We start from the raw sequence: 22,439 nt of genomic DNA on the forward strand, positions 1-22,439 counted from the left end.
CACCTCCGCTTCTCGTCGAGTCTCGTCCGGCTGCTTGGCCGTGGGGCCGCCCGGTGGCCCGGTTCGAGCATAGGGCGCACCCTCCTCCCCGTGCCCATCCCGGGGACGGGGTTCACCCTCACCCCCGATGCGCCGCACGTGCGGCGGTTCTTGCCCTCGAACCCGTCAAAACGGGGCCACAACCGCCGCACGTGCGGGGGATGAGCGTGCGGGGGTCACTCGGAGGGGGCGAGGTCGCCGGCGGTGCCGGCGACGGACGTCGTGGCGCGCGAGCGCGCGAAGGTCTCCCCGACCTGCTTCCCGGCCTCGGCCACGCCGTTGACGCCCAGGAGGATGCCCATCCACTTGATCAGCGCCTCCCGCACGGACGGCTCCATGAGGTCGGCCGCACCCGGCCAGGTGGCCACCCCGATGAGGAGCAGCACGACCGGGACCGATGCCGCAGCGCGGATCGTGTCGAACTGGGTGGCGGCGAACACGAAGCCGCCCAGCGCCACGCCGCCGACGCCCACCGCGAACTTCAGCTCGGCCGATACCGGGACGTCCTGGTCGAAGTACGAGCGCGCGATGAGGGCGACGAGACCGAGCAGCACGAGGGCGAACCCGAGGAACACGACCTCGCCCCGTCGGCTCCCCCCGGTGCCCATCGCGACACCGGCGACGAAGGTGATTACGCCCGCGACCATCGCGATCACGGCGATGACGACGACGGTGTTCCGCACGGAGCCCGACCAGGCGCTGATGCTGTCCCCGCATGCGGCGATCAGGGCCCAGTAGAGGATGAAGAGCAGGATGCCCACCGAGCTCTGCCACAGCCTGAGTCGACTCATGATGACCCCCGAGTGCCGCACCTGGACCAACGGCTCCGAGTGTCCGCCTCGCGGCTGGGAGTTGTCCACAACCTTTACCTGCGCTCTGGTTCGGGTCGGCGCGTCGTGGGTAACTTGACCGGCAGCACCATCTCGGGAAGCAGGACTCATGGCTGTTGATCGCATCGAGCGACCGCCCACGCAGGCGCGCGTGGGCGCACACGACGCCCACGACCACCTCGTGCGCCAGCTCGACGCCCAGGTGCGCGAGCGCGTGCGGCGCGAGGGCGTCGACCCCCAGCGGGAGTCGCTCGTCGTACGCCGCATCGCCGAGGACGTGGTCCGCGACCACGACCAGCTCAGCCTCACCGGCGCGGTCGCCCCGGTCGCCGACGACGGCGCGATGGTCGGTGAGCTGGTCGCGCGGGTGGCCGGCTTCGGCCCGCTCCAGCCGTTCCTCGACGACCCCGAGGTGGAGGAGATCTGGATCAACGACCCCAGCCGGGTGTTCATCGCCCGGCGCGGCCGGCACGAGCTCACCAACCTGCGCCTCGACCCGGCGCAGGTCGACGAGCTCGTCGAGCGGATGCTCAAGTCCAGCGGCCGGCGCCTCGACATCAGCACCCCGTTCGTCGACGCGATGCTGCCCGAGGGACACCGCCTCCACGTCGTCCTCGAGGGGATCACGCGCGGGTTCACGGCCGTCAACATCCGGAAGTTCCTCCTGCGCGCCCACCGCCTCTCCGACCTCGTCGCCCTGGGCAGCCTCACGCCGCAGGCCGCACGTTTCCTCGAGGCCTCCGTGCGAGCAGGCCTCAACATCCTCGTGGCCGGAGGCACGCAGGCCGGCAAGACGACGATGCTGAACTGCCTGGCGGCCGCCGTTCCGGGTGGGGAGCGGGTGGTCAGTGCGGAGGAGGTCTTCGAGCTGCGCTTCAGCCACCCCGACTGGGTGGCGATGCAGACCCGGCAGGCGGGGCTCGAGCAGACCGGGGAGATCGTCCTCCGCGACCTGGTGAAGGAGGCGCTGCGGACACAGATGCCCAGTTTTCGCACTATGAACTTCTTGCAGATCAGTTGAGCGGTTGGTTAGAGGTCGCCCCTGTACTCGGCAGCCGAGAGTTCATACCGGTCGCGCATGGCGACCATCGTGGGGCAAGTCCGTGGCTCACCGCAGGCGGCACAACGCACCGGGTCCGAGGCCATGGAAGCGCCATGACGTGGCTCGCGATGGGCGGCGAGCGTCGTCCTGTCCTCGCGTAGCACCGCCATTCGGTCGGCCTCGCCCTCAGGCCATGAGGACGGGTCGTCGGAGTTCCCAGAGGACGGGAGTGCTTCCATCTCCCCTGAGATCATAGCCTCGAGGGCGTCGTAGAGGTCCGCTTCGCCAGCCATGCCACGACCCTAGCGAGAACCGAGGTTGGGTTGATCGCCACCTAAGTACAACGGGCAGGCAAGCCATTGGCCCCCCCGGCAACATGCCGGGGGGCCAATTCAGGGCATCGGTCAGTTCGGGATGCGCCACACGCGAGGACGGCGCGTGAGGCGGTACCCCGACGTCGGGGTCGAGCGGCCGTCCCGGTAGTCCTGGAACGCCCGGATGCAGATGTCGTAGGCGGAGGCCTGCTCGATCCGCGACATGCCGCCCCTGGCGACGCGCTTGGCGGCGAGCTTCCGAAGCCCGACCATGGGGCTGTCGGGCTTCACCTGGGCGGCCAGGTCGGCGAGGTCGGTGAAGAAGTCGTCCGCGTCCTGCTGGTCGACCTTGGCCGCCTCGAAGTAGGCAGCGGCCGCGCACGACGCTGGGATGCCCACGCTCTTCGCGACCGAGACGCCGACGAGCACGGCGTCCTTGAGGTCCTGGTTGTTCGACACGAAGTCGATGTACTCGCCGTACGACGGCTCGGCGAGCCAGCGGGCGGGGATCCCGCCGTTCTCGATCTGCCAGACGATCTTGGTGGTCGCGGCCAACTGGGTGGCGTTGCTCTCGCCGCGCAGCTGGAAGGCCTGGGCCAGCGAGCGCTTGGCGCCGACGTCCATCGTCTCCTGCGCCTCGTCCTCGAGCCCCCAGACGATGTCGTAGACCACGACGATGGTGGGGTCCTCCTGCGCGGCCTCCAGGACCGCGGTCAGACGGTTCTGGCCGTCCAGGAGCTTCCCGGTCACCGAGACGCGGATGTTGTCGCCGTTCACCTTCCACGCGCCCCGCTTCATGAGGCCTGCGAAGCGCTCGATCGACTTCCGGTTGAGCCGACGGTTGTGGGTGTTGATGGCGAGCAGCTCGCGCGCTGCATCTGCGTCGATCCGGACGTCGCTGTCCGTCATCTTGCTCTGCGGCAACTGCGCGATGCGTGCCTGGATCTGCGCGAGACCCGCCTGCTGACGGTAGGCCTTGCGAAGGTTGCTAGTGCTCACAGTTCCTCCTGGGACTGGGGTCCGGGTGGCGCGTTGTGCATGGGGCCGGTGGACCGATGTCGCGACCGGAATGATCGCAACTGTAAAGAGTCTGACAGAAGAGTTATCAACGGGCAAATAGGTTCCTTATTTTGGCCCCTTGTGCGACACGAAACTGCAGGTCAAAGCCATATTTGGCTAACGAAGTAGTTGGCGTCGTTCCGCACCATCTGTGAGCTGCTATCGGGACTCGGTGGGCAGGTGCTGCGCCTCGGTACCCGCCCCGGGCGCCGTGACCTTCTACGCTCACGCCAGGCGAACGCCCCTCCCGGTCACTTCGGGAGGGGCGTTCTTCCCCGGTCGCTGGGTCGCTCGTCAGTCCTTCAGTAGGCGGTCCACCGCGCGCTCGAACTGATCCTGGGTCAGCACGCCGTCGTCGCGCATCTGCTGGAGCTTGCTGATCTCCTCGGAGATGGTGCTGCCCTTCGGCTTCACCTCCTCGAAGAGCCGCTTGAGGTTGGGGTAGTTGCCCTCGGTGATCAGGGTCTTGGCGAAGCTGAGCGCTGGGTCGTAGGTCCCTCGACCCTTGTTGTAGGGGATCTCCAGGTCGATCACGCACTCGGGGTGCTGCTGAGCGTGCTCGATGATGGCCTTCAGACTGAGGACGACGGCGTCGGCCTTCTGGTCGGCCTTGCTGGCCAGGTCGGTGTGGGTAGCCGGGTCAGCGAAGACCATGCCTCCGAGCCGCTTGTGCAAGAAGATGGTCGGCTCGACGAACCCCTTGCCTGCGCCGTTGATGCCATTTGTGATCCGGAACGCGCTGGTCGGGGAGAGGCTGCTCTTGACCGAGAAGAGCCCCTTCACCAGAGCGCTCACCCCAGTGAGATCGAAGCCGTTGGCGTTGTGCCCCTGCGGGATGGCGATGACTCCGGCCGCGTAGCAGGCGGACGCGAGGATCCACTCGACTGTGCCACCGGCTACGAACCGGGACCCTCGGTCGGACACGTTGATGGACTCCGTCATGGCGAACAACGAGTCGCGCACCTCGTTGCGCAGGGAGCGGTCCTTCGCCATGTAGTCACGGAGCTTGTCGAAGTCCGCAGACCCCGACGAACTGATCTTGGCCATGAGGGCCTCCTTCGTGTTGGGGACGGCGTATCCGACCCATTAGGAGCAGCATACACGAACATCGTGTAGGAACACGTATCGGGAACACATTGCGCGTGCGCAGTCGTGTCAGGCGAATCAACCGCATGACAGGTATGTGGTGGCCCAGACTGGGGGTATCAATCGCAAGGGGGCCGAATTGATACCGGTGTTCGACGTAGTCCAGCTTCCTCCGGTCGACCTGCACCAGAATGGCTCTGTGCCAGAGGAAGCGTGGGAAGACGACGGATCCCCGGACCCGTCGAATCAGGAGTACGGCGACTGGCATGAGGTAGATGGCCGGGAGCTGGACCTCCTTCTCGCGTGGGAGACGCGCGAACTTCGTCGTCTCGACGGTGAGTCTCCCTCGCACGAGGATTTCGAGGAGCGGGCTTCGGAGCTCGTGAGCGACCCCGACGAGACCGGCTGGGATGCCACGCAGCTGTCGGAACTCTTGGACTTTGGGATCGTGAGTTGTGTCGCGGCGCTGAACTTCGTCGGCGTGCCAACAACATCGTCGTGTCGCGGCCACTTCGGTAGCAGGGTCGGCCGGGACATCCCCTACGTGCGGTTCGTCGGCGACAATATCGACGAAGTCACCTGGGACCTGATCCGAGGCGCGGCTCAGGCGGCCAACTGTCAGTTGGCAGGTTGCGGAGACGGGCTCATCGAGATCATCGGAAGTAGTTGCGCCGACTTGCTCACCTTCGCCCGTTCAGTGCGGGAAGCCCGGCCCTCCTAAGACGAGGTGGCTCTCAGAGCCACAGAGGCACCTATGGCGCCGAGATCTCATCGAGCCATCCGCGGACGTCAGTTACGAGCCGCGTGGCCGCTTCCTGCGATCCGAGCGAGGGGTCTGCCGGCCAGCAGAAGTTCGAGAGCAGCACGTCGCCCACTTGCAGTGGAGCATGCGCGTTCTGCCCCTTGGAAAAGGTGAGGATCGCGGCTCGCTTCATTCGGAAGCCGGTCGCGAAGGCCACGGCTTGGTAGAGGTCGCCCGTGTCCCAATCTGCGCCCTGCACCTTGTACTTCACGTCGCCTATGGCCAGGCCGTTGAACACCAAGTCGGGGTTGAGCGTCTTGGTTGATGGCATCAGAGCCATCCCACGCTTCTCCACGGTGAAGGCAGGTGCAAGTGCATCCTGAAGGACTCGGCGGATTCCGGCTTCAATGGCCTCGGGCGTACGGATCAAGAACGCCCACGCCACCTCTCCGCCAGCGTCGAGTTTGCGCGCCGCGCCTCTTAGCAGTGCCTTCGCGAGCGCAAGACTGTCGCTGTAGTAGGCGGTGCTGGGCGATACCGTGACGCGGAGGTCGCTAGGACGGAGTTGCGACACTTCGTCAAAGCGCGTACTCGCGCGTCGTGCCTTGTTCCGAACGTCGGATGCTGCAAAAGGTGCCCCAGAAACCAGTCGCAAGGCTGCAAGTAGCACTCGGTTCAGCGCGCTGTCACGGTCCAGCTCATCGAACTCGCATGTGACTCGCGCTCGCCCGCGCGTAACAGCGAGCGTTGTGTTCCTGATGTCGATGCGACCGCGCACATGCGCCAGCACCTCATGGTGGGCTTGGTAGTCCTTCATCAGGTCACGACGAAGGACCCTCTCGACGGAGTAGACGAGCCATCTCGAGAGGAGGTCGAAGAGCGACGTGCCGGACGCTGCCCGGGCAGCGAGCGTGTCCATACGCGGAATGGCCCCAGCGAGGCTGAGTAGTTCCAGCGCATGGCTCTCTGGGATCTTCGGTAGGACCGGCACGGTCTGGCCGCCCACGCTGAGGATGCCGATGGCGTCATTTACGCGCAGGGTCCACTGCCCGTGAGAGCCAGTTCGCGCCACGCTGATGGCACTCGCGTCCTGGCCTGCCGTCTTGGCGGCACCCCACCAGTCAGACCTGCCCGCCAGCCGCCTGCCTAGGGTTTGGAGTGACTCCGCCTGCAGATCGTCGATCTGTACGACCGCAGGGCGCGATTCAGTCAGCGTCTGAGGTAGAAGCGACACTCGGCCAGAACTCCTCGATCTTCAGGGACGCTGCGACGCTCGGATCATCGAAGAAGTACTCCTCAAACAAGGGCTGGAGCTGGCGAGTCCACGCTGCGCTCAAGAGGTGAGGAGTGAACGGGTCCGCCATGAAGAACGAATGTCCGACCGTGTGGTGGCGGTCGAGCAACTCTGTGAGCCTCAGGTTGAGTTTGTCGAAGCCGTCGAAGAGGTCTAGGACGTCGCACTGCGCGGTCCTGTAGTAGGACTCCAGCACCTTTCGGCTTGGCGGACACTCGAAGACCTCGAACCGGCGCCGTAGCGCTAGGTCGATGCTGCGAATGCTGCGGTCAGCCGTGTTCATGGTCCCTATGAAGAGCAAGTTCTTGGGCAAGGTGAAGCCCTGCGTGTACAGCAGATCGACCGGCTTGTCGCGATACTCGAGGAGGTACATGAGCTCGCCGAACACTCGGGGCAGGTTGGCGCGGTTCATCTCATCGATGACGAGGACATGTTTCTGATCCTCATCGTCCTTGATCTGGCTCGCCATTCGGAGTACAACGCCATCCACCCGGGCAAAGCGAATCCCTCCGCTTCCAGCGGGTTCCGGACGCAGTCCCTCGATGAATTCCTCATAACCGTACGAGGCGTGGAACTGCACCAGGCCCCGGGCCAAGGGTTCGTCCTGCGTTAGGTAGCGAGCCAGCGCCTCGGCGATCCAGGTCTTGCTCGTGCCGGGCGGACCCGCGAGCACGACCTGAGGGCGCCGCTGAAGCGTGGCGACTAGTTCCTCAAGCCATTGCCGGTCGCACAGCGTCTGCTCGGCTAGCCAGTCCATGTCCAGGGCTGGAATGGACGTCGTGTCGGTCGGATTTGCTGGCTCCTCAACCAGCCCTCCTGGCTCAGTAGGATGCGCAGTCACAGCCGTCGCACCTCTGAGATACACGAAGACCGGGCTCGTTTGGTTGCTGAGCGCGCCCTGCGTCTTCGTGGGGTCGGGGTCACTCGCAAGCACCAGGTTCGAGAGTGCCCATGTGGGCGGGTGAACCTCTTCAAAGTCCGCCAGTTGCAGAAAGAGGATGCACTCGGCGGTCGTGTAGTAGTCCGGCATGAGGTCGGGGTCAACGTCTTCGGCATGAGGCGTGATGGCCATTAGCCGGGTGCGCCACAACTCTCCATTGCGGTAGAGGAAGCAGAGGGTTTCCACGCCGCTGCTCAGTTGCTCTCGGATCAGTTCTAGACGTGCGGCCCCAACCGCGTTTGTCCCCGCCGTTCCGAACTTCCCCCACCACACCGAATCGTGCGTTTCCGCGATGTGCTTGTGCTGGGTGATCGTGTCGGAGCGAATGTCTTTGCTCCACTTCATGACGAGGTGGACGGGCTCGATGGCTGGCAAGGCGGTCAGTCCGGCAGCCTGCGCCGCGCTGAGCGCTTCCAACATGTCGTCGAGGTCGCTTGCGAGTGTGTCAAAGTCCGGCACCGCGTCGCGTTCGTAGCGCACGGCATAGGCGGCCGACGCCTCGTAGCGCAGCGGCCGGGTGGCTTGGGACCGAAGGTCAATCTTGTCCAGCCATTGATCCCGAGCGGTGATGACATCGCGGATGTCAGCGGCACGCTTCTTAAGAACGACGTTGCCGCCCTTCACGTTGGATACGCCTTGCGCCAGCGTCAAGTAGACGGCCGATCCATCAGCGGCAAACAGGTAGACCACGTAGACGCCCTGGGTAGCCGTGTTGTCCTCGCCTTCGCCGTAGACGGATACCCAAGGCACCTCAGCGCGCGTGCCGTAGCCAGTGCTCCCTTCCACCGTGTGACCAGAAGGCACCATCGCGCGCAGGGCCTCAGGGATCGCATCAACTGCCTCTCGGCGATAGGTGGCCGCCGCAGCGGTGCCGGGCTGCTCTCGCCGCAGTTCTTCCATCACCCGATTGAGCAGAACGCCGAGCTCCTCAGCCTCGCCACCCGCCGGCGCCTCAGGCGTGGGGGTCACATCGTTGAAGCGTGGATGGAGCGCCGCCATCACCTGGGCCTTCAGTGCCTTGGGGCGATCGCTTAGCTTGAACTGCACGGAGCATGTATTGAGTCGCTGTTCGATCTGCGAGGCGGTCGCCGGATGCCCGAGTTCCGCGTCCAGTTCCTGCCCCATCTTCTGGTGCAGCACCGAGGCCTGACGGTCACCGCCCAGGTGATCGCGCAGCCTCTCACGCGTTCGACCGCTGTACCCCACGTAGAGCGGGTTTCCGGACGCGTCGCGGACCAGGTGGACGCCTGGCTCGTCAGGAACGTTTCCGAGTTCGGCGCGCTCGAGCGGTTGGGGATCCGAGAAGCCTTCAAGCGGGTCGGACACTGATACCTCCGGTTGCTGGATTGCGCCTGTAGAAGCACCCTGCCAAAAAGGTCTGGGCCTTCGCATGAATCTCCGGCCAGTCGAGCGCTAGATCTCTCCAGATCCAACTACTAGTTCGTTGGCGTTTCCGGCAGGTCCCAACTTCTGCGCCATGGCTCGTCAAGGCCCATGTCGGTCGGTCGCGCGTCGTAGTAGGCAGCCCGCATCGCCTCGAGCAAGTGTCGCGATACTGGTGAGCGTGGCGGCCAGGTGACTGGCCGCGTTCTACGCGGCCAGATGCGGATGAAGTGTTGTTCGGGCTGCCCATCTGCCCAATGTGCGAACGCGTACATCTCCTGAAACGTCCCTACAAGAGCCTCAAGAGCAAGTTCGCCCATCGTCCACACCGAGAAGAAGGTGCAGGCGGGCATGCGCTCGGCTCTAGGCAAGATGCCCGTGAGTCTGGCGCGGTGGTGTGACTCGTCGCTCCTCAGGTCGACTCGTCCGAGACGAACGAACGTCTGCAGCGGTGGCTTACCGGTCTCCAACATCTGTCGGAGACACTTCCTCGCCTTCTCCTCCCCCCAGGAGTCGGGGCTGGAGCCGGCCAGATTCCCTAGCAGAGTCGTCTTGGTAATCCACGATGCGACTTGCGTTTGGTCGTCCGGGCTGAGTAGAACTTTCTCGCCATCAACTAGTGGTCGGATGACGGCTGCCGCACCTGCCTCGAACGTCCGGCCAAGTGTCCCGTTGCACGATCGGCAGATTCGTGTCTTGATCCGCCTTGGGGCTTGGCCTGCAGGGAACGGCCCTTTGGTAGCGATGATGTGAGATCGCAGCCACGTTGGAACGATGTCCTCATCAGTGAGGGAAGCAGCCTGCTGGCAGATCCGACACGTTGGCCGAGTCGTCATCCGGCGTCCCTCCTGAGCTGTTGCTTGCTACTGGATGCTTATCAAAGCCAGTGCCTCAGGATCACGAACTCGGGAAAGTCTCGGCGTGGGGGAGCCCCCTAGTGCGCCAGCCAGCCCAGATCGGTCGCAATAGCCAGCGACAGGCCGTCTAACTCACCCCGCTGTTTTTCAAGAGCGGCAACAAGCCCGGAAGGGGCTGCGGGGCAGGCTTAACGACCTGTTTGCGGCAGCTCGGCCCGAACGGCCGCGCAGGACAGCTGCAGGGCAGATGTAACAAGCGCTTGCAGGGCACGCAGGTCGTTTGCAGGGCGCTCTGACCTGCGTGTTTGCTTGTCGTGCAGGCCATGCAGGTCCATGCAGGGCCTCCAAGCCACCTGGACCTGCAGCACCCCGACCCCTAGGGAGGGGTGCAGGCAGGGCCGCATGGTGCGCTGGCCGCAGGTGGGTTGGACGACGGCGAAGAGAGTAATCGATCGGCGCGCCCGCACCGCGCTGGCGAACGTGCTCTCGTGTGACGCCACCGTTCAGCTCGGGTGGTGCGTGTAGTCGCTTCAGCGGTCCGAACTGCTGTTGCGAGGTGGCCTCCTGTGTCGGCTCGCCCCGTATCGGCTGCCCCCATGGCGGGCGCAGTCCCAAGGGGGATGCGCCGGCGTGATCAACGCCGGGCCCGTTACCAAACCGTGACCTTCGGATATCTGGCCAGCCAAGCAGCGCACCTATGGGCCGTGCCTAAAATGGTTTCAACAGATCGCCCCTGAGCGGGTGATTGCGAAGCAACACACCGGCGAACCTGAGGCGTTGAGGGGAAGCAGGCGGGCCTAAGGGCCGCGTCGCGCACGAGCACCCGAGACCCGGCCCTGAGCGGCCGAGCACGCCAGCATGGTGGGGACCAGGAACAGGCCCCGGTGAAGATTCCGATCTTCCCGAGGAGACCTCAACCGCCATGCCAACACACCCTGAGACCGGCGAGTGGATGCCCGCCGGCGGCTTCCCGAAGCTCCCTGATGGCCGCGAACTTCGACCGACCATCGCTGTCGCCAAGATGCTTGGCGTGACGACCCCGCGTGTTACGCAAATCGCGAAGGAGCAGGACCTCACCGTCTACACCGCCACCGCGCGGGTGAATGGTGGAGCGGCCAACTACTACGTGCTCGAGGAGATCCTGGATCTCAGGTGGCGACGCGAGAACTTCGTTCGGGAGAACACGGCTAACACGAGCCCGACCGAGTTCAAGCTCAAGCGTGCCAAGGGTCAGGACGACTGACCCATGACCACTCTCGCAAACGAGAGCGGCGCCGTCCCGCCACAGGGCGACGCCGCATACGCTCTCGCGTTCCCGATGGTAGGGGACGACGTGCCGGTAGACCGGGCTGTGAGCAGTATTCATCGTGAACTCGCCTATCGACAGGAGCGGTCGGCGGAGAAGGCTCGCACGCTTGACGAAGCGCGCAAGACCGCCATGAAGACGGAAGACTGGTCGGCCTACGAGGCACTTCGGGTCAACCTCGATCACGACGACAGCGATGTCCCTTGCGACCTGCGAGGCAGGGACACGCGCCGTGGCGTCCGCGAGCCCTGGCTGCTCCACGGACTCAAGACCTTCCGCCACTGGCTGACCCCCGACGACACTGCGATCTACGAGCACCGGCTCGAGACCTCAGATGCCCTCTTTGAGTCCGGACACCCCTTCACCAGCGACGGCGGTGGTCGGCTCCTGTTCGCCGAGTTCTCTAGCCGTGATCGTGAGGACGTCACCTCGTGGCGCCCCTGGAACGTTCGGCTCCTCGAGACCCCGATCGAGCCCGAGAGCCCCATGTACTCCCAGCGCCTGACCGCCATGGGCAAGCGCGACCGCTTCGACGCCACGCTGGACAAGGTCGCGGACGGTCACGAGCAGCAACACTGGTTCTTCGCTCACCCGTTCTGCCGCGAGTGCTTTCCCTCGGACTACGTGCCGGTCGACGCCTACTACGCGTCTTGGCTGGTGAGTCAGCGCAGCGAGACCGCGTTCCCGGCGTACGAATGGGACGGTCAGGTGCCGCCCATTCCGGTGATCCCCGACGAGATCTCCTTCCTCAACGATGCGGCTCTCGACGAGCGTCCCGAGACCGGCTGGCTCATCGAGGACGTGCTGCCCGACCGCGGCACCGGCATCCTGCGAGCGCGCGACCAGAGCTTCAAGTCCTTCCTTGCCCTCTCGTGGGCCCTGCAAGTCGTGGTGGACGGCGGGAAGGTGCTCTACTGCGTCGGCGAGGGCGTCAACGCCTTCGCCGCTCGCCGCGACGCTTGGCTTGTTCACAACGGCTACGACGTGGATGACCTCGACGGCAACCTCCACTACGCCGACCGGGTGCCGAACCTATTCACCGGGGACGCGGCCTACGACGCCGTTCTGACCAAGGCGCGGCGCGAGTCCTACGACCTCATCGTCATCGACACATACGCCCGTGCGGCGGCCGGTTCCGACATCAACAGCCAGGGCGACCAGAGCGTGGTCACAGCACGGGTCGACGAGCTCAAGCGAGCCATCGACGGCACTGTGCTTCTCGTTGCCCACAGCCAGAAGTCCGACGTCGACTCCTCGGGCTCCATCGAGATTGAGGACGCTCGGGACTTCGTGTTCGCGATGCGTCGGAAGGGCACCGAGGGCCGAGCCACCTTCGAGGTTGTCAAGCAGAAGGACGGCGTCGAGTCGCGCAAGCCGATCGAGTACGTGACCAGGCAGGTCGGTAACAGCATCGTGCTGGTGGAAGGCGGCGAGGAGGGCTCGTCGCTCATGACCGAGAAGGACTGGGTCGTCGCCGCACTCCACAACACGCAGCACCTCGGGGCCCGCTCAGTGCCCGAGATCCGCACTTGGATCAACGGCCACGAGAGCCGCGACAAGCCGATCAGCGACTCCACGCTGACCTCGACTCTGAGCCGCATGGTCGGCGCCGGGAACCTTGCGAAGACAGGCACGAAGTACGCCCTGGCGGATCAGCCGAGCCTTGACCGACGTGAGGAATCAGCATGAGCGCCGCCAAGCCGAGCAACGTCGTCGCGCTGCACATGGCCGATCCGGTCGCCCTCCTGCAGCAGATGGTCGCCGCTGCCTCTGATGAGGCCAAGATCGACGAGGCTGACCTCCCGGTGCCGCCGGTCGACAGCAGTCCCAAGGCGGCCGCTCTCTGGTACAGCGCTCTCAAGGAGCGCGCCCTCTCGCTCGGCGAGATGGTCGTGCTCGAGGCGCTCGTCACCACTCAGTCACACCTGGACGAGGTCGAGTCAGCCTGGCGACGTGACGGGGCCCAGACGACCTCATCCGGGTCGATGGGCCAGTCCATCGTTGAGCCGCGCATCCAGGAGATGCGCCTGCTCAGGCAGCAGGTCGCGGCCCTTGTCAAGCAGCTCGACCTCGACGGCGTTGGACGGCGCCGCGCCGGCCGACCCACCCGCTCTCAAGGCGGCGGGGAGTGGGGCAAGTGACCAACATTGAAGCGAAGGAGGTCCACGTGACCAACCGGAAGAAGCCCAGCGCGCTCGAGTTCGCGCTACTGATCGATACCGTCGCCGAGCTCAGCGAGGAGCGCGTCACGGCCGCCTACCTGACCGCGACGAAGGCCTGGGGCGACCGAGACGACGTCGAGCAGGCGGAGGGGGATGGTGGCGTCGCGACTACCCGCGACGACCTGACCTCTGTGGTCGAGGACGCCGTCTCGCTGCACCTTCTCGGCCCCTTAGAGGGCCAACAGATCGTGGCGCCGATCGAGGGCGCTGACGCGGGCGCGCTTGCCGTTGCCGTGGACAGGTTCGTGGGCTTCACGCGCCGCCTGCCGCATCTAACCACGCGTGAAGACCGGCAAGCCGTGTGGAATCTCGTCCCCGGCGCACGTCGAAGCGGCACCCCGGCTACTGACTGTGCTGGCGCCTACGCGGCAAGGGCTCGCACGCGATGAGCGAGGACGAGGCCAGCGGATGGCGGACGATCGAGGCTGACGAGTTCGTCATCATCGTCGCCGACTGGTCCGAGCGCGAGGTGCTCGTGTTCTTCGACACCGAGCGGAAGGTTTGGGCGTGCTACGAGTGCCCTAGGTCGCCTAAGGCGACGACAACGTGTGCTCATGTGCAGGCCGCCGTCCGCGATCTCGACTTTTCGATTCTTCTCCGAATCGCGTCGGTGGTGCACAGGCCTGACCCGCCTTCACGCAGGAGCAAGGAAGATCGCGCGGCCGAGCGAACCGTCACCGACGCGCTCGCCCGGAGCGCAGAACGGCGCGCCGAGCGCGCTAGAGCTCACGACGAGCGCCACGCGCGGCTGCCTGACACCGTCACGACGCGCAAGGCATCCGCCTCCGATCATCGGAAGATCGAGGAAACCCGGCGGCGTCGGGCGCGCGGCACATCGCCGTGGGCCCAGATGTAAGCCAATATCGCCCGATCCAAGCAAAGCCACCTGACAACTGAGACCATCTACTACACCAGAAGGAGCGCTGTTTTCCGGCTCGGCCCATGAGGGGCAGGCCAACCCAACTAGTCGTTGCCATGAGAGGTGACGACCAAGGAGAACAGCGTGACCATCTTCAATTCCGACGACGTCTCCACCGAAGACGCCGAGGCGACTAGCCGCAACTACACCCCGTCCGCGCAAGAGCTCGCCGAGGAGATCCCTGACGAGGTAGAGGACTCGCGCCTGACCGACGGCGAGCGCCAAGCTCTCAACGGAGCCACCACGCCGGTCTTCGAACCCATCTCGGGCAACGGTGTGACACGCGAGCCCTCGCCGTCGTTCGTACCGCCGTCCGATGGCTGGGTCCACCCCAAGATCCTCGCCAAGCGCCGCCAGCAGTCGCTCTTTCCTTCGCTGCGAGCGCTCGACGACCTCGACGAACGCGTAGGCAGCGCGATGCGCTTCGACGGAGCGCCCGAGAGGGTCCGAGTCGCAGAGACGGCCGCACGTGACGCCATTGCGGCTGCTCGTCAGATCCGAGCCGACGGCGCCCATCTTGAGAACAGCCGCTATGCCAAGAATGCTGCCGCAAAAGACGCAGCAGCCCTGGCAGCAGCCGACGCCGTCCGCGCCGTGGGTGCCCTCGAGGCCGTGGTGGAGCAGGCCGGTGACGAGTGGCTCGACGGTCTGGTGAGCCAGATCCCGGCCATGCAGAAGCGCGCCGCCAAGACGCTCGAGGCCGCCTTCCAGGCGTACGCGGAGTGGCGGCAGACCATCGCAGCAGCGGACGATCTCAGCCGCGCTCAAGGTCGCTTCGGCGACTGGCACCGCCATGTCGACGAGCGTGAGCTGAACCCGCTTGGCCTGATCAGGGAGATCCGGAGGGCCCGCGACCTCGCCAAGACGAACGATCCCTACCTCTCCGGGCAGTACCTGGTCGACGACCCCACACCCGAGGGCGAGATCCCGGAGTGGACCCTCGCGAGTCTCGAGAGGGCCGCGAGCATCGCGCCGGGATCGTTCGCTGAGAGCCAGCTCATGAGGCTCCGGTCGCCTCACGCGGCCGACGCGCCGGCACGCGAGACGATCGAGGCGAAGGATCTTCGCGTCATCGCCACCCGGCCGATCCCTGCGCTGAACCCGCAGCAGGAGGAGTGGGATCGCCACGCGAGGGCGGTTGACCCGACCCGCTGACGACAGCAAGCCGCCGGGAGAGCACAGGCTCTCCCGGCGGCTTGGTCCGAGCGTCTGCTACTTCTTGTGCTTCGTCACGTCGGGCTTGCCGTAGCCCTGGCCGGGCTTCGGCGTGGGCGGCAGGGGCCGACCCTCGACCGACGTGACCTCCTGACCCGTGCGTCCACCTCGGGGGCCGACGACGGGGTACTGACCTGACACCGGGGTCTTGCTCCCCGGCTTGAGCGGCGGCTTGTTAGCCATCTTGGATCTCCTTGATCCTCCACGGCCACGCCTCCTCGACCTCCCACCAACGAAGCGCTACCTTCGTAATCTCGTTCCCCAACGAAGCGATGGCTGGCTTTGGAGTTGTGACCAACTGCGAAGCCAGCCTTTTGCTTGCTCCGACGGGCGGTGCCCGCGTGACGAGTCTTCCCGAGCGGTTGTCAAATCCAAGCCATTTCCGTGGTTCGCGGCGTGTCGCGCCGCTGGTGTCCACCTTGATCCTCTAGTGTCCACCGGTTCTCCACACTGACGGGCCGGTTATACACAGGCATCAGGGCTTTATCCACAACCACTGTGGGTCACCGCAGGTCAAGCTGGATCGTCGACTCGCCACGAGACGTGGATGCGGTCGAGGTTGACGATTTTGCCGCGACCCGGGCCCTGCTTGGGCTTCCCGGGCATCAGCCGCACGGGCTCGGCGAGGTTGTCGGCCAGCATGGCGCGGCGCCCTTCGACATCCGCCGCGGTCCAGGTCTGCCGGACCGTAAGTCCCGTGAGGTGCAGGGTGTCCGTCCGCTGGATCGGCTGCGCCTGCCTCGCCTCAAGGCGGGCGCGAGCCTCCTGCGCGGCGGCGAAGTTCTCGGTCGTCAGGTTCTCGCTCAGAGCCGCCTGGGCGGCCTTGTCGGCCGCCTTGGCCTCCTCGAGTTCGTCGCCACCCATGAGGACGGTGCGGATCTCGACGTAGGGCTCGTCGCCGAGTCGCTCAAGGAACCGGCGCTCGATCTCTTCGTCGCACGCGACTGCGTTGATCGTGCCGCCTCCGGGACACGCCCCGCCCTTAGAGGCGGCCATGCAGACGTACCGGGTGGGGTAGCGGCCTCCACCGGCCTTCGGCCTGCCGCCCGCCGTCGTGAGCTTGCCGCCGCATCCTCCGCAGAGCCCGATGCCGCTGACGAGCAGATGAGCGGCCGGACGACCGCCGTTGTGCTTGGTGACCCCGTGCCGCTTCGGCTGCAGGCGCACCGACAGAGCATGGTGCGTCGCGGCGTTGAAGACGTGCTCGCGCGACGGAGCGCTCAGAAGCGTGCTGACCAGTGTGGTGCGCTGCCACTCGTAGCCACGTCGCGTCTTGATCCCCTCGGTGTTGAGCCAGTGAACGGTTGAGCGGACGCTGTCGCCCCGCAGAAGGCGCGCGGCGACCTCCTCAAGCACGATTGCTTCGCCGTCGTTCCGCTCGAGGTACTTGCCCACCTTGCCGCCGGCCATCGGGTCTGGCCGTTCCACGACGCGACATCCGAACGGAATGGCTCCGCCAGGGAACCGGCTTGTCTCCGCGAGCCTCTGCTTCGTGGCGATGTTGCGAGACCGGATGCGCTCCCGCTCGGCTCTAGCGACCTCGGCGGCGATGACGAAGCGCCAGCGGAATGCCTCGGCGTCTCGCTCCGAGTCGAGGCCGTCCACCGTGACGAGCCGCACGGGGGAGCGCACGACCGAGCCCGTGGTCGAGTCCTTGCCTTCAACGACGTCAAGCACGAGCGCCGCTGCGTTCACGCCCTCGCGGGTCAGTCGGTCGCTATGGCTGGCGATGAGGGTTCCGGCGTCACCGCTGCGCGCGTCCTCGAGCCAGGCGAGGAACTCCGGACGGTTCCGGATCGCGCCGCTCGTCCCGTTGTCGACGTGGACCGCGTGCACCGTTAGCCCGAGGCTCCCCGCAAGCCGCTGGCAGTCGTCGATCATGCCCTCAAGGCTGAGGTTTGATCCGGTCGCCTGGCGCGAGAGCCGGATGTAGAGCGAAGCGGCGCCGCGGTCGTCGTTGTTCATGTGTTAAGTGTATATGTCTGCAGATGCGGCCGAGCCGGATCCTCGTCGGCGAGGTCCGTGCCGCGGAGTGCCTCGACCTCCTGCTCGCGCTCAACTCCGGCCTCCCGGGGATGTGCACCCTCCACGCCAACAGCGCCCGCGAGGCGTTGGTCAAGATGTGCACGCTGCCGCTCCTCGCGGGCGACAACATCTCCGCCCACTTCGTCGTGCCCACGGTCGCGACCTCCGTCGACCTCGTGGTGCACCTCGGCGTCGACGCCGACGGCACCCGACGGGTCAACGAGATCGTCTCCGTGCCGGGACGCGTCGAGGCCGACGTGATCGAGGTCGAGCCGATCTTCGTGCGCGACGGCAGCGGCCTGCGTCGTACGGGTGGGGTGCCCGCACGCACGGAGCGCTACGAACGTGTCGGCATCGACGTCCATCAGGTGCTGGCTTCCGAGCGTGCGACGGGCGAGGCCTGATGGGCGCGCTCGTCGGCCTCGGCGCCGGCGTCGGGCTCATGCTCGTCTGGTCGTCCTTCGCGCTGCCGCGGACCCCACGCGCGGAGCCCCGCACCCCCTCGGCGCTGGCGCGTCTCCTGGGCCGCGCCGGGTTGGCCGACGTCACCCCGGTCGGCGTCGTCACGCTCTGCGCGGTCCTGTTCGCCGTCGTCCTCGCGCTGGTGCAGGCGGTGTCCCGGACGCTGCCGATCTCCGTCGTCTTCGCCACTATGGCGGCGTACGCCCCCATCATGCTGCTGCGGCAGCGTGCCGCGCGGAGGCTGCGCGACTTCGCCGAGGTGTGGCCAGAGGCGGTCGACAACCTCGCCAGCGCCGTCCGGGCCGGGATGTCGCTGCCCGACGCGGTGTCGGCGCTCGGCACGACCGGTCCAGAGGCGCTGCGCGGCGACTTCGCCCGGTTCGCCCTCGACTACCAGGTCACCGGTCGCTTCGGCGAGTGCCTCGACCGGCTCAAGGACCGGCTCGCCGACCCGGTCGGCGACCGCGTGGTGGAGGGCCTGCGACTCGCCCGCGAGGTCGGCGGCGGCGACCTCGGCCGCCTGCTGCGCAACCTCTCCGGCTTCCTGCGCGACGACGCCCGGACGCGATCGGAGCTGGAGTCCCGCCAGGCCTGGACGGTGAACGGCGCGAGGCTCGCGGTCTCGGCGCCGTGGATCGTGTTGCTGCTGATGTCGTTCCAGACGAGCGCGATCCGCCACTACGCCTCACCGGGCGGGGTGCTCGTCCTCGGCATCGGCTTCACGGTCTGCGTGGTGGCCTACTGGGCGATGATGCGCCTGGGCCGGCTGCCCGTGGAGAAGCGGGTCCTGTCGTGAGCACGCTCGTGTGGGGCGCCCTCCTCGGCGCGGCCGCGGGCAGCGGCCTCCTGCTGGTGGCGCTGCGGGTCGCGGTGCTGCGTCGCCCTCAGCTCGCTGACCGGGTGCTGCCCTACCTGCGCGACCTGCCGCTGCGCGACCAGACGCCCGCCTTCCGGACGGCATCGTCGACGCCGACCTCCGCTGCAGCCGGGATCTTCGGCCCCGTGCTGAGGTCGGCGGCCGACCTGGTCGAGCGGGTGCTCGGCGGCAGCTCGTCCGTACGCCGTCGGCTCCAGCGCGCGGGTCTCGACCGCACGGTCCAAGAGTTCCGGATCGAGCAGGTGCTCTGGGGACTCGTCGGGTTCGCCGCGGCAGCCGGACTCAGCCTGGTCCGCTCGCTCGGCGGCGTCGGCAGCCCTGGCTCGGCGCTGGTCCTGTGTGCGCTCGGCTTCGTGATGGGCGTCTTCCTGCGTGACAACCGCCTGAGCGCGCAGGTCCGGACCCGCGAGCGCCAGGTCCTCACCGAGTTCCCGACGATCGCCGAGCTGCTCGCCCTGTCCGTGGCTGCCGGGGAGAGCCCGGTGTCGGCGCTCGACAGGGTGGTGCGCCGCAGCCACGGGGCCCTGTCCCAGGACCTCGCAGCCGTCCTCGGCCGGGTGCGCACCGGCGAGCCGGTGGGACAGGCCTTCGAGTCGCTCGCCCGGTCGACCGGGTTGCCGATCGTGGCCCGCTTCGCCACCGGCATCACCGTCGCGATGGAGCGCGGAACGCCGCTCGCCGACGTGCTCCACGCCCAGGCCGCCGACGTGCGCGAGGCCGGTCGTCGCCTGCTCATCGAGACGGCCGCCCGCAAGGAGATCGCGATGATGGCGCCCGTCGTGTTCTTCGTGCTCCCCGTGACGATCCTCTTCGCCTTCTACCCCGGCGTGCTCGGCCTCCGGCTCACCACGCCCTGACCGGCTCCCACGAAAGGACACCATCGATGCAGCACCTCCTCCTCACCCTCCGCCCCGTCCCCGATCGCCCGAGGGACGAGCGGGGCGACGTGCCCGGCTGGGTGATGGTCACCTTGATGACCGCCATCGTGGTCGCGGCGCTCACGCCGTTCGTCGGCGACGAGCTGCGCGGCCTGCTCGAGCGTGCCTTCTCGATGGTCAGCGGCTAGGCCTCGGTGATGCGTCGCGCTCGGGACGAGCGCGGGGCCGCCGTCGTGGACTTCGTCCTGATCCTCCTAGTGCTGCTCCCGCTGGTCGTCGGGGTCCTCCAGCTGGCCCTCGTCCTCCACGTCCGCAACACCCTGGCGTCGGCGGCCGCCGAGGGCGCCCGCCACGCAGCTGTCGCGGGCTCGTCGGCACCCGCCGGACGCGCGAAGGTGGAGGAGCTCGTCGACGGTGCGCTCTCCGAGGGTTTCGTGCGCTCGGTGACGGTGCGACCGGCGGTGGTCGGGGGCGCACCCGGCTACGAGGCCGTGGTCGAGGCCGACGTCGGGGTGCTGGGGCTCGGCGGGCCAGGTGTCCACGTCCGGGTGTCCGGCCACGCCATCGCCGAGGCGAGCGGGGCGGCACCGTGACGCGCCGCCGCGACGAGGCCGGGTCGGCGCTGGTCGAGTTCAGCTGGCTGGCGATCATCCTGCTCGTCCCGCTGATCTGGGTGGTGCTGTCGGTGTTCGAGGTGCAGCGAGGGGCCTTCGCGACCAGCGCCGCGGCACGAGCGGCCGGGCGGGCGTACGCACTCGCCCCCGACGACGCGACCGGCGAGCAACGGGCGCGGGCGGTCGTCCAGCAGGTGCTCGCCGACCAGGGCACCCCCGGCCAGCGTGCGACCGTCCAGATCTCCTGCGAGGCGCCCGGGGGCAACTGCCACGTCGGCACCTCGGTGATCACCGTGCGGGTCGACTCCGGCGTCGACCTGCCGTTCTTCCCCGCGATCCTCGGCCGGGGGGCTGCGAGCTTCTCCCTGGACGCCAGCCACACCGTGCCGATCGGGCAGTACGTCGAGAGCGCGCCCGCACCATGAAGCACCGCCGCCGCCGCGACGAGCGCGGGCAGGTCACCCTCCTGATCATCGGGTTCGCCGGCATCCTGCTGATGGCGATCGTCGCCGTCATCGACGCCTCCGCGGCGTACCTCCAGCGGCAAGGGCTCGACAACCTCGCCGACGGCGCGGCGCTCTACGGCGCCGATCTGGGCTCCGCAGGGATCTACGAGGAGGGCCTGCGCGAGCAGCGGCTGTCCCAGCAGGAAGCGGCGGTGCGGGCTGCCGTGCGCGACTACCTGGCCCGGGCCGGGGCCGCGCAGAACTACCCCGGCATCGACGTCGGCGTCCAGGTCGACGCCACCGGCCGCTCGGTCACCGTCCGCCTCGAGGCGCCGCTCGACCTCCCGCTCGCGGTCCCTGGGTCGCCAAGCAACCCGCGCGTGGCCGCCAGCAGCACCGCCGCGGTCGCCGTCGTGGCGGTCGACTGACGTCCCCGCCGCGATCCGTCATGCGGATCGGCACGCATGGGGTCGGGTTCGGATGACGGATCGGGACGCACGGGTCGGTGTGCCCGCCGGGAGGTGACGTTCGCTCCTGCCGCTCGGGCGGCTCCGCTGTGAGGCTGGAAGCACACCGCACGGGAGGAGCACGACCATGAAGTCACTACGCCTGCTTGCCGGAGCCGCCCTGGTGGCGGCCACCCTGGCACCGACACCCGCGGCACACGCGCTCGATCCCGGCAGCATCGCGGGAGTGGTCACGGACGAAGGAGCCGCGCCGCTCGCCGGCATCGAGGTCACGGTGTGGGACAACGTCGGCTACGGCGAGATCGTGGTCGGGCAGGACGTCACCGCAGCCGACGGGTCCTACCAGGTCGACGGGATCGACCCCGACCCCTACTACAAGGTGCGGTTCAGCGACCCCACCGACGCCTGGGCCACCGAGTGGCACCGCGACGTCGTCTCGGGCGTGTTCGCCACGTGGGTCCCCGTCTCGGAGAACGCCGTCAACACGCTCGCGGACACCGAGCTCGAGCCGGCCGCCAGCATCTCCGGGACGGTGACCATCGGTGCCGGCACCCCCGTCGACGGCGCACGGGTCGGCGTGTGGTGGCAGTACGCCGCGCAGGCCTACGCCCGCGTCGGCGAATACACCACTGACGCGGACGGGAGCTACGTCGTCCCCGGCCTCCCGGCGGCGACCTACGCCCTGGTCTTCCACGACCCGGTGACCGGAGCCACCGAGACGTGGGACGACCAGCCCTACATCATGAGCGCCACGCCGATCACCGTCGCGAGCGGTGAGGCGCTGGAGGACGTCGACGTGCTGCTCGGTGGCGTCGTCACCAGCGCCGCCGCGCCGACGATCGCCGGCACGCCGCAGGTGGGCCAGACCCTCACCGCGACGTCGGGCTGGACGCCGGCCGGCGCGACGGTGAGCTACCGCTGGGTGGTCGGCGACGACACCACGCCGTCCGACGACCCGACCGGGACGACGTACGTCCCGACCGCGCAGGACGTCGGCAGGACGATCCGGGTGCAGGCCACCGCCACGGCCGGCGCGGGGTGGGTGCCGGCGAGCGCCTGGTCCGCGGCCACCGCGCCCGTCGTCGCCGCACCGGTTCCCCCGGTGGTCGTCCAGGTCCTCGTCAACGACCGGCGCCCCGTCGTCAAGGGCACGCTGCGGGTCGGCAAGGTCGTCCGGGTGACCAAGGGGAGCTGGACGCCGTCCCCGGCGGACCTCGACTACACGTGGTACGCCGGCGGCAAGCGCATCCGCGGCGCGCACCGGCAGTGGCTGCTGCTCCGGGGGAAGCTGGTCGGCAAGCGCCTGGCCGTCGAGGTCACCGCGTCGGCGCCGTCGTACGAGTCCCTCACGGTGCGGACGCCGCGGACCAGCAAGGTCCGCCGCTGACCGCCCGGGGGTCGGTGACGGTCGTCACCGGCCCC

24 protein-coding genes are annotated in these 22,439 nt (G+C 67.6%); 16 read left to right on the forward strand and 8 right to left on the reverse strand.

The genetic code is table 11. From position 1 onward, the window contains the following. Positions 1 to 215: 215 nt before the first annotated feature. Positions 216 to 830 carry a hypothetical protein gene (locus tag Q9S36_RS29370; protein ID WP_311288368.1) on the reverse strand — a complete coding sequence of 205 codons (615 nt, stop codon included), beginning with the start codon at positions 828 to 830 and terminating at the stop codon, positions 216 to 218. Positions 831 to 978: 148 nt separating this feature from the next. Between Q9S36_RS29370 and Q9S36_RS29375 the strand changes: the two genes are divergently transcribed. Beyond that, entirely contained in the window at positions 979 to 1,890 is a 912-nt protein-coding gene (locus Q9S36_RS29375; RefSeq protein WP_311288369.1) for an ATPase, T2SS/T4P/T4SS family, read from the forward strand. Positions 1,891 to 1,898: 8 nt separating this feature from the next. Here Q9S36_RS29375 and Q9S36_RS29380 read toward each other — a convergent pair whose 3' ends face one another. From Q9S36_RS29380 to Q9S36_RS29390, 3 genes are all read right to left on the reverse strand, one after another. Then, positions 1,899 to 2,204, reverse strand: coding sequence for a hypothetical protein (locus Q9S36_RS29380; RefSeq protein ID WP_311288370.1), 306 nt, complete (start codon positions 2,202 to 2,204; stop codon positions 1,899 to 1,901). Positions 2,205 to 2,315: 111 nt separating this feature from the next. Beyond that, positions 2,316 to 3,224, reverse strand: coding sequence for a hypothetical protein (locus Q9S36_RS29385; protein WP_311288371.1), 909 nt, complete (start codon positions 3,222 to 3,224; stop codon positions 2,316 to 2,318). A 354-nt stretch (positions 3,225 to 3,578) separates the two neighbouring features. Beyond that, positions 3,579 to 4,331, reverse strand: a complete 753-nt coding sequence (locus Q9S36_RS29390) for an SHOCT domain-containing protein (protein WP_311288372.1) — start codon at positions 4,329 to 4,331, stop codon at positions 3,579 to 3,581. A gap of 238 nt (positions 4,332 to 4,569) precedes the next feature. Here Q9S36_RS29390 and Q9S36_RS29395 point away from each other — a divergent pair, with 238 nt between their 5' ends. Next, complete coding sequence (locus Q9S36_RS29395) at positions 4,570 to 5,091, forward strand: hypothetical protein (protein WP_311288373.1); 522 nt, start codon at positions 4,570 to 4,572, stop codon at positions 5,089 to 5,091. Between the two features lie 31 nt (positions 5,092 to 5,122). Here Q9S36_RS29395 and Q9S36_RS29400 read toward each other — a convergent pair whose 3' ends face one another. Next, the gene (locus Q9S36_RS29400; protein ID WP_311288374.1) at positions 5,123 to 6,346 is read right to left on the reverse strand and encodes a 5-methylcytosine restriction system specificity protein McrC; all 1,224 of its coding nucleotides are present in this window, start codon (positions 6,344 to 6,346) and stop codon (positions 5,123 to 5,125) included. Beyond that, on the reverse strand, positions 6,318 to 8,672 hold the full coding sequence (locus Q9S36_RS29405; RefSeq protein ID WP_311288375.1) for an MrcB family domain-containing protein: 2,355 nt from the start codon (positions 8,670 to 8,672) through the stop codon (positions 6,318 to 6,320). Before Q9S36_RS29405 ends, Q9S36_RS29400 begins: the two co-directional genes overlap by 29 nt. A 1,836-nt stretch (positions 8,673 to 10,508) precedes the next feature. On the opposite strand from Q9S36_RS29405, the gene Q9S36_RS29410 reads away from it, so the two are divergent. The 6 genes from Q9S36_RS29410 (at position 10,509) to Q9S36_RS29435 (ending at position 15,188) form a co-directional block, all read left to right on the forward strand. Continuing rightward, positions 10,509 to 10,829, forward strand: coding sequence for a hypothetical protein (locus Q9S36_RS29410; RefSeq protein ID WP_311288376.1), 321 nt, complete (start codon positions 10,509 to 10,511; stop codon positions 10,827 to 10,829). A gap of 195 nt (positions 10,830 to 11,024) precedes the next feature. Next, positions 11,025 to 12,581: an AAA family ATPase gene (locus Q9S36_RS29415; protein ID WP_311288377.1), complete on the forward strand. Its 1,557-nt coding sequence runs from the start codon at positions 11,025 to 11,027 to the stop codon at positions 12,579 to 12,581. Further along, the gene (locus tag Q9S36_RS29420) at positions 12,578 to 13,033 is read left to right on the forward strand and encodes a hypothetical protein (protein WP_311288378.1); all 456 of its coding nucleotides are present in this window, start codon (positions 12,578 to 12,580) and stop codon (positions 13,031 to 13,033) included. Before Q9S36_RS29415 ends, Q9S36_RS29420 begins: the two co-directional genes overlap by 4 nt. Positions 13,034 to 13,059: 26 nt before the next feature. Continuing rightward, positions 13,060 to 13,503: a hypothetical protein gene (locus tag Q9S36_RS29425; RefSeq protein WP_311288379.1), complete on the forward strand. Its 444-nt coding sequence runs from the start codon at positions 13,060 to 13,062 to the stop codon at positions 13,501 to 13,503. Then, positions 13,500 to 13,970 (forward strand): hypothetical protein, encoded by a 471-nt coding sequence (locus Q9S36_RS29430; protein WP_311288380.1) that lies wholly within the window; start codon positions 13,500 to 13,502, stop codon positions 13,968 to 13,970. The genes Q9S36_RS29425 and Q9S36_RS29430 overlap by 4 nt, the downstream gene beginning before the upstream one ends. A gap of 147 nt (positions 13,971 to 14,117) precedes the next feature. Next, positions 14,118 to 15,188, forward strand: a complete 1,071-nt coding sequence (locus Q9S36_RS29435) for a hypothetical protein (protein WP_311288381.1) — start codon at positions 14,118 to 14,120, stop codon at positions 15,186 to 15,188. 57 nt (positions 15,189 to 15,245) lie between these two features. Here Q9S36_RS29435 and Q9S36_RS29440 read toward each other — a convergent pair whose 3' ends face one another. Further along, entirely contained in the window at positions 15,246 to 15,431 is a 186-nt protein-coding gene (locus Q9S36_RS29440) for a YjzC family protein (protein WP_311288382.1), read from the reverse strand. Positions 15,432 to 15,761: 330 nt separating this feature from the next. Further along, a complete protein-coding gene (locus Q9S36_RS29445) occupies positions 15,762 to 17,213 on the reverse strand; it encodes a recombinase family protein (RefSeq protein WP_311288383.1) in 1,452 nt (483 codons plus the stop codon). A 23-nt stretch (positions 17,214 to 17,236) separates the two neighbouring features. On the opposite strand from Q9S36_RS29445, the gene Q9S36_RS29450 reads away from it, so the two are divergent. The 8 genes from Q9S36_RS29450 (at position 17,237) to Q9S36_RS29485 (ending at position 22,404) form a co-directional block, all read left to right on the forward strand. Beyond that, positions 17,237 to 17,677 carry an ATPase, T2SS/T4P/T4SS family gene (locus Q9S36_RS29450; protein WP_311288384.1) on the forward strand — a complete coding sequence of 147 codons (441 nt, stop codon included), beginning with the start codon at positions 17,237 to 17,239 and terminating at the stop codon, positions 17,675 to 17,677. Then, complete coding sequence (locus tag Q9S36_RS29455) at positions 17,677 to 18,531, forward strand: type II secretion system F family protein (protein ID WP_311288385.1); 855 nt, start codon at positions 17,677 to 17,679, stop codon at positions 18,529 to 18,531. The genes Q9S36_RS29450 and Q9S36_RS29455 overlap by 1 nt, the downstream gene beginning before the upstream one ends. Beyond that, complete coding sequence (locus Q9S36_RS29460) at positions 18,528 to 19,469, forward strand: type II secretion system F family protein (RefSeq protein WP_311288386.1); 942 nt, start codon at positions 18,528 to 18,530, stop codon at positions 19,467 to 19,469. The genes Q9S36_RS29455 and Q9S36_RS29460 overlap by 4 nt, the downstream gene beginning before the upstream one ends. Positions 19,470 to 19,495: 26 nt before the next feature. Further along, positions 19,496 to 19,678: a hypothetical protein gene (locus Q9S36_RS29465; RefSeq protein WP_311288387.1), complete on the forward strand. Its 183-nt coding sequence runs from the start codon at positions 19,496 to 19,498 to the stop codon at positions 19,676 to 19,678. A gap of 9 nt (positions 19,679 to 19,687) precedes the next feature. Continuing rightward, a complete protein-coding gene (locus tag Q9S36_RS29470; RefSeq protein ID WP_311288388.1) occupies positions 19,688 to 20,083 on the forward strand; it encodes a TadE/TadG family type IV pilus assembly protein in 396 nt (131 codons plus the stop codon). Further along, positions 20,080 to 20,529: a hypothetical protein gene (locus Q9S36_RS29475; RefSeq protein WP_311288389.1), complete on the forward strand. Its 450-nt coding sequence runs from the start codon at positions 20,080 to 20,082 to the stop codon at positions 20,527 to 20,529. The genes Q9S36_RS29470 and Q9S36_RS29475 overlap by 4 nt, the downstream gene beginning before the upstream one ends. Next, complete coding sequence (locus tag Q9S36_RS29480) at positions 20,526 to 20,978, forward strand: Tad domain-containing protein (protein ID WP_311288390.1); 453 nt, start codon at positions 20,526 to 20,528, stop codon at positions 20,976 to 20,978. Before Q9S36_RS29475 ends, Q9S36_RS29480 begins: the two co-directional genes overlap by 4 nt. Before the next feature lie 166 nt (positions 20,979 to 21,144). Beyond that, a complete protein-coding gene (locus Q9S36_RS29485) occupies positions 21,145 to 22,404 on the forward strand; it encodes a carboxypeptidase-like regulatory domain-containing protein (RefSeq protein WP_311288391.1) in 1,260 nt (419 codons plus the stop codon). The last annotated feature ends 35 nt before the right edge of the window (positions 22,405 to 22,439 follow it).

It is taken from the genome of Microbacterium sp. ARD31 (assembly GCF_031844425.1).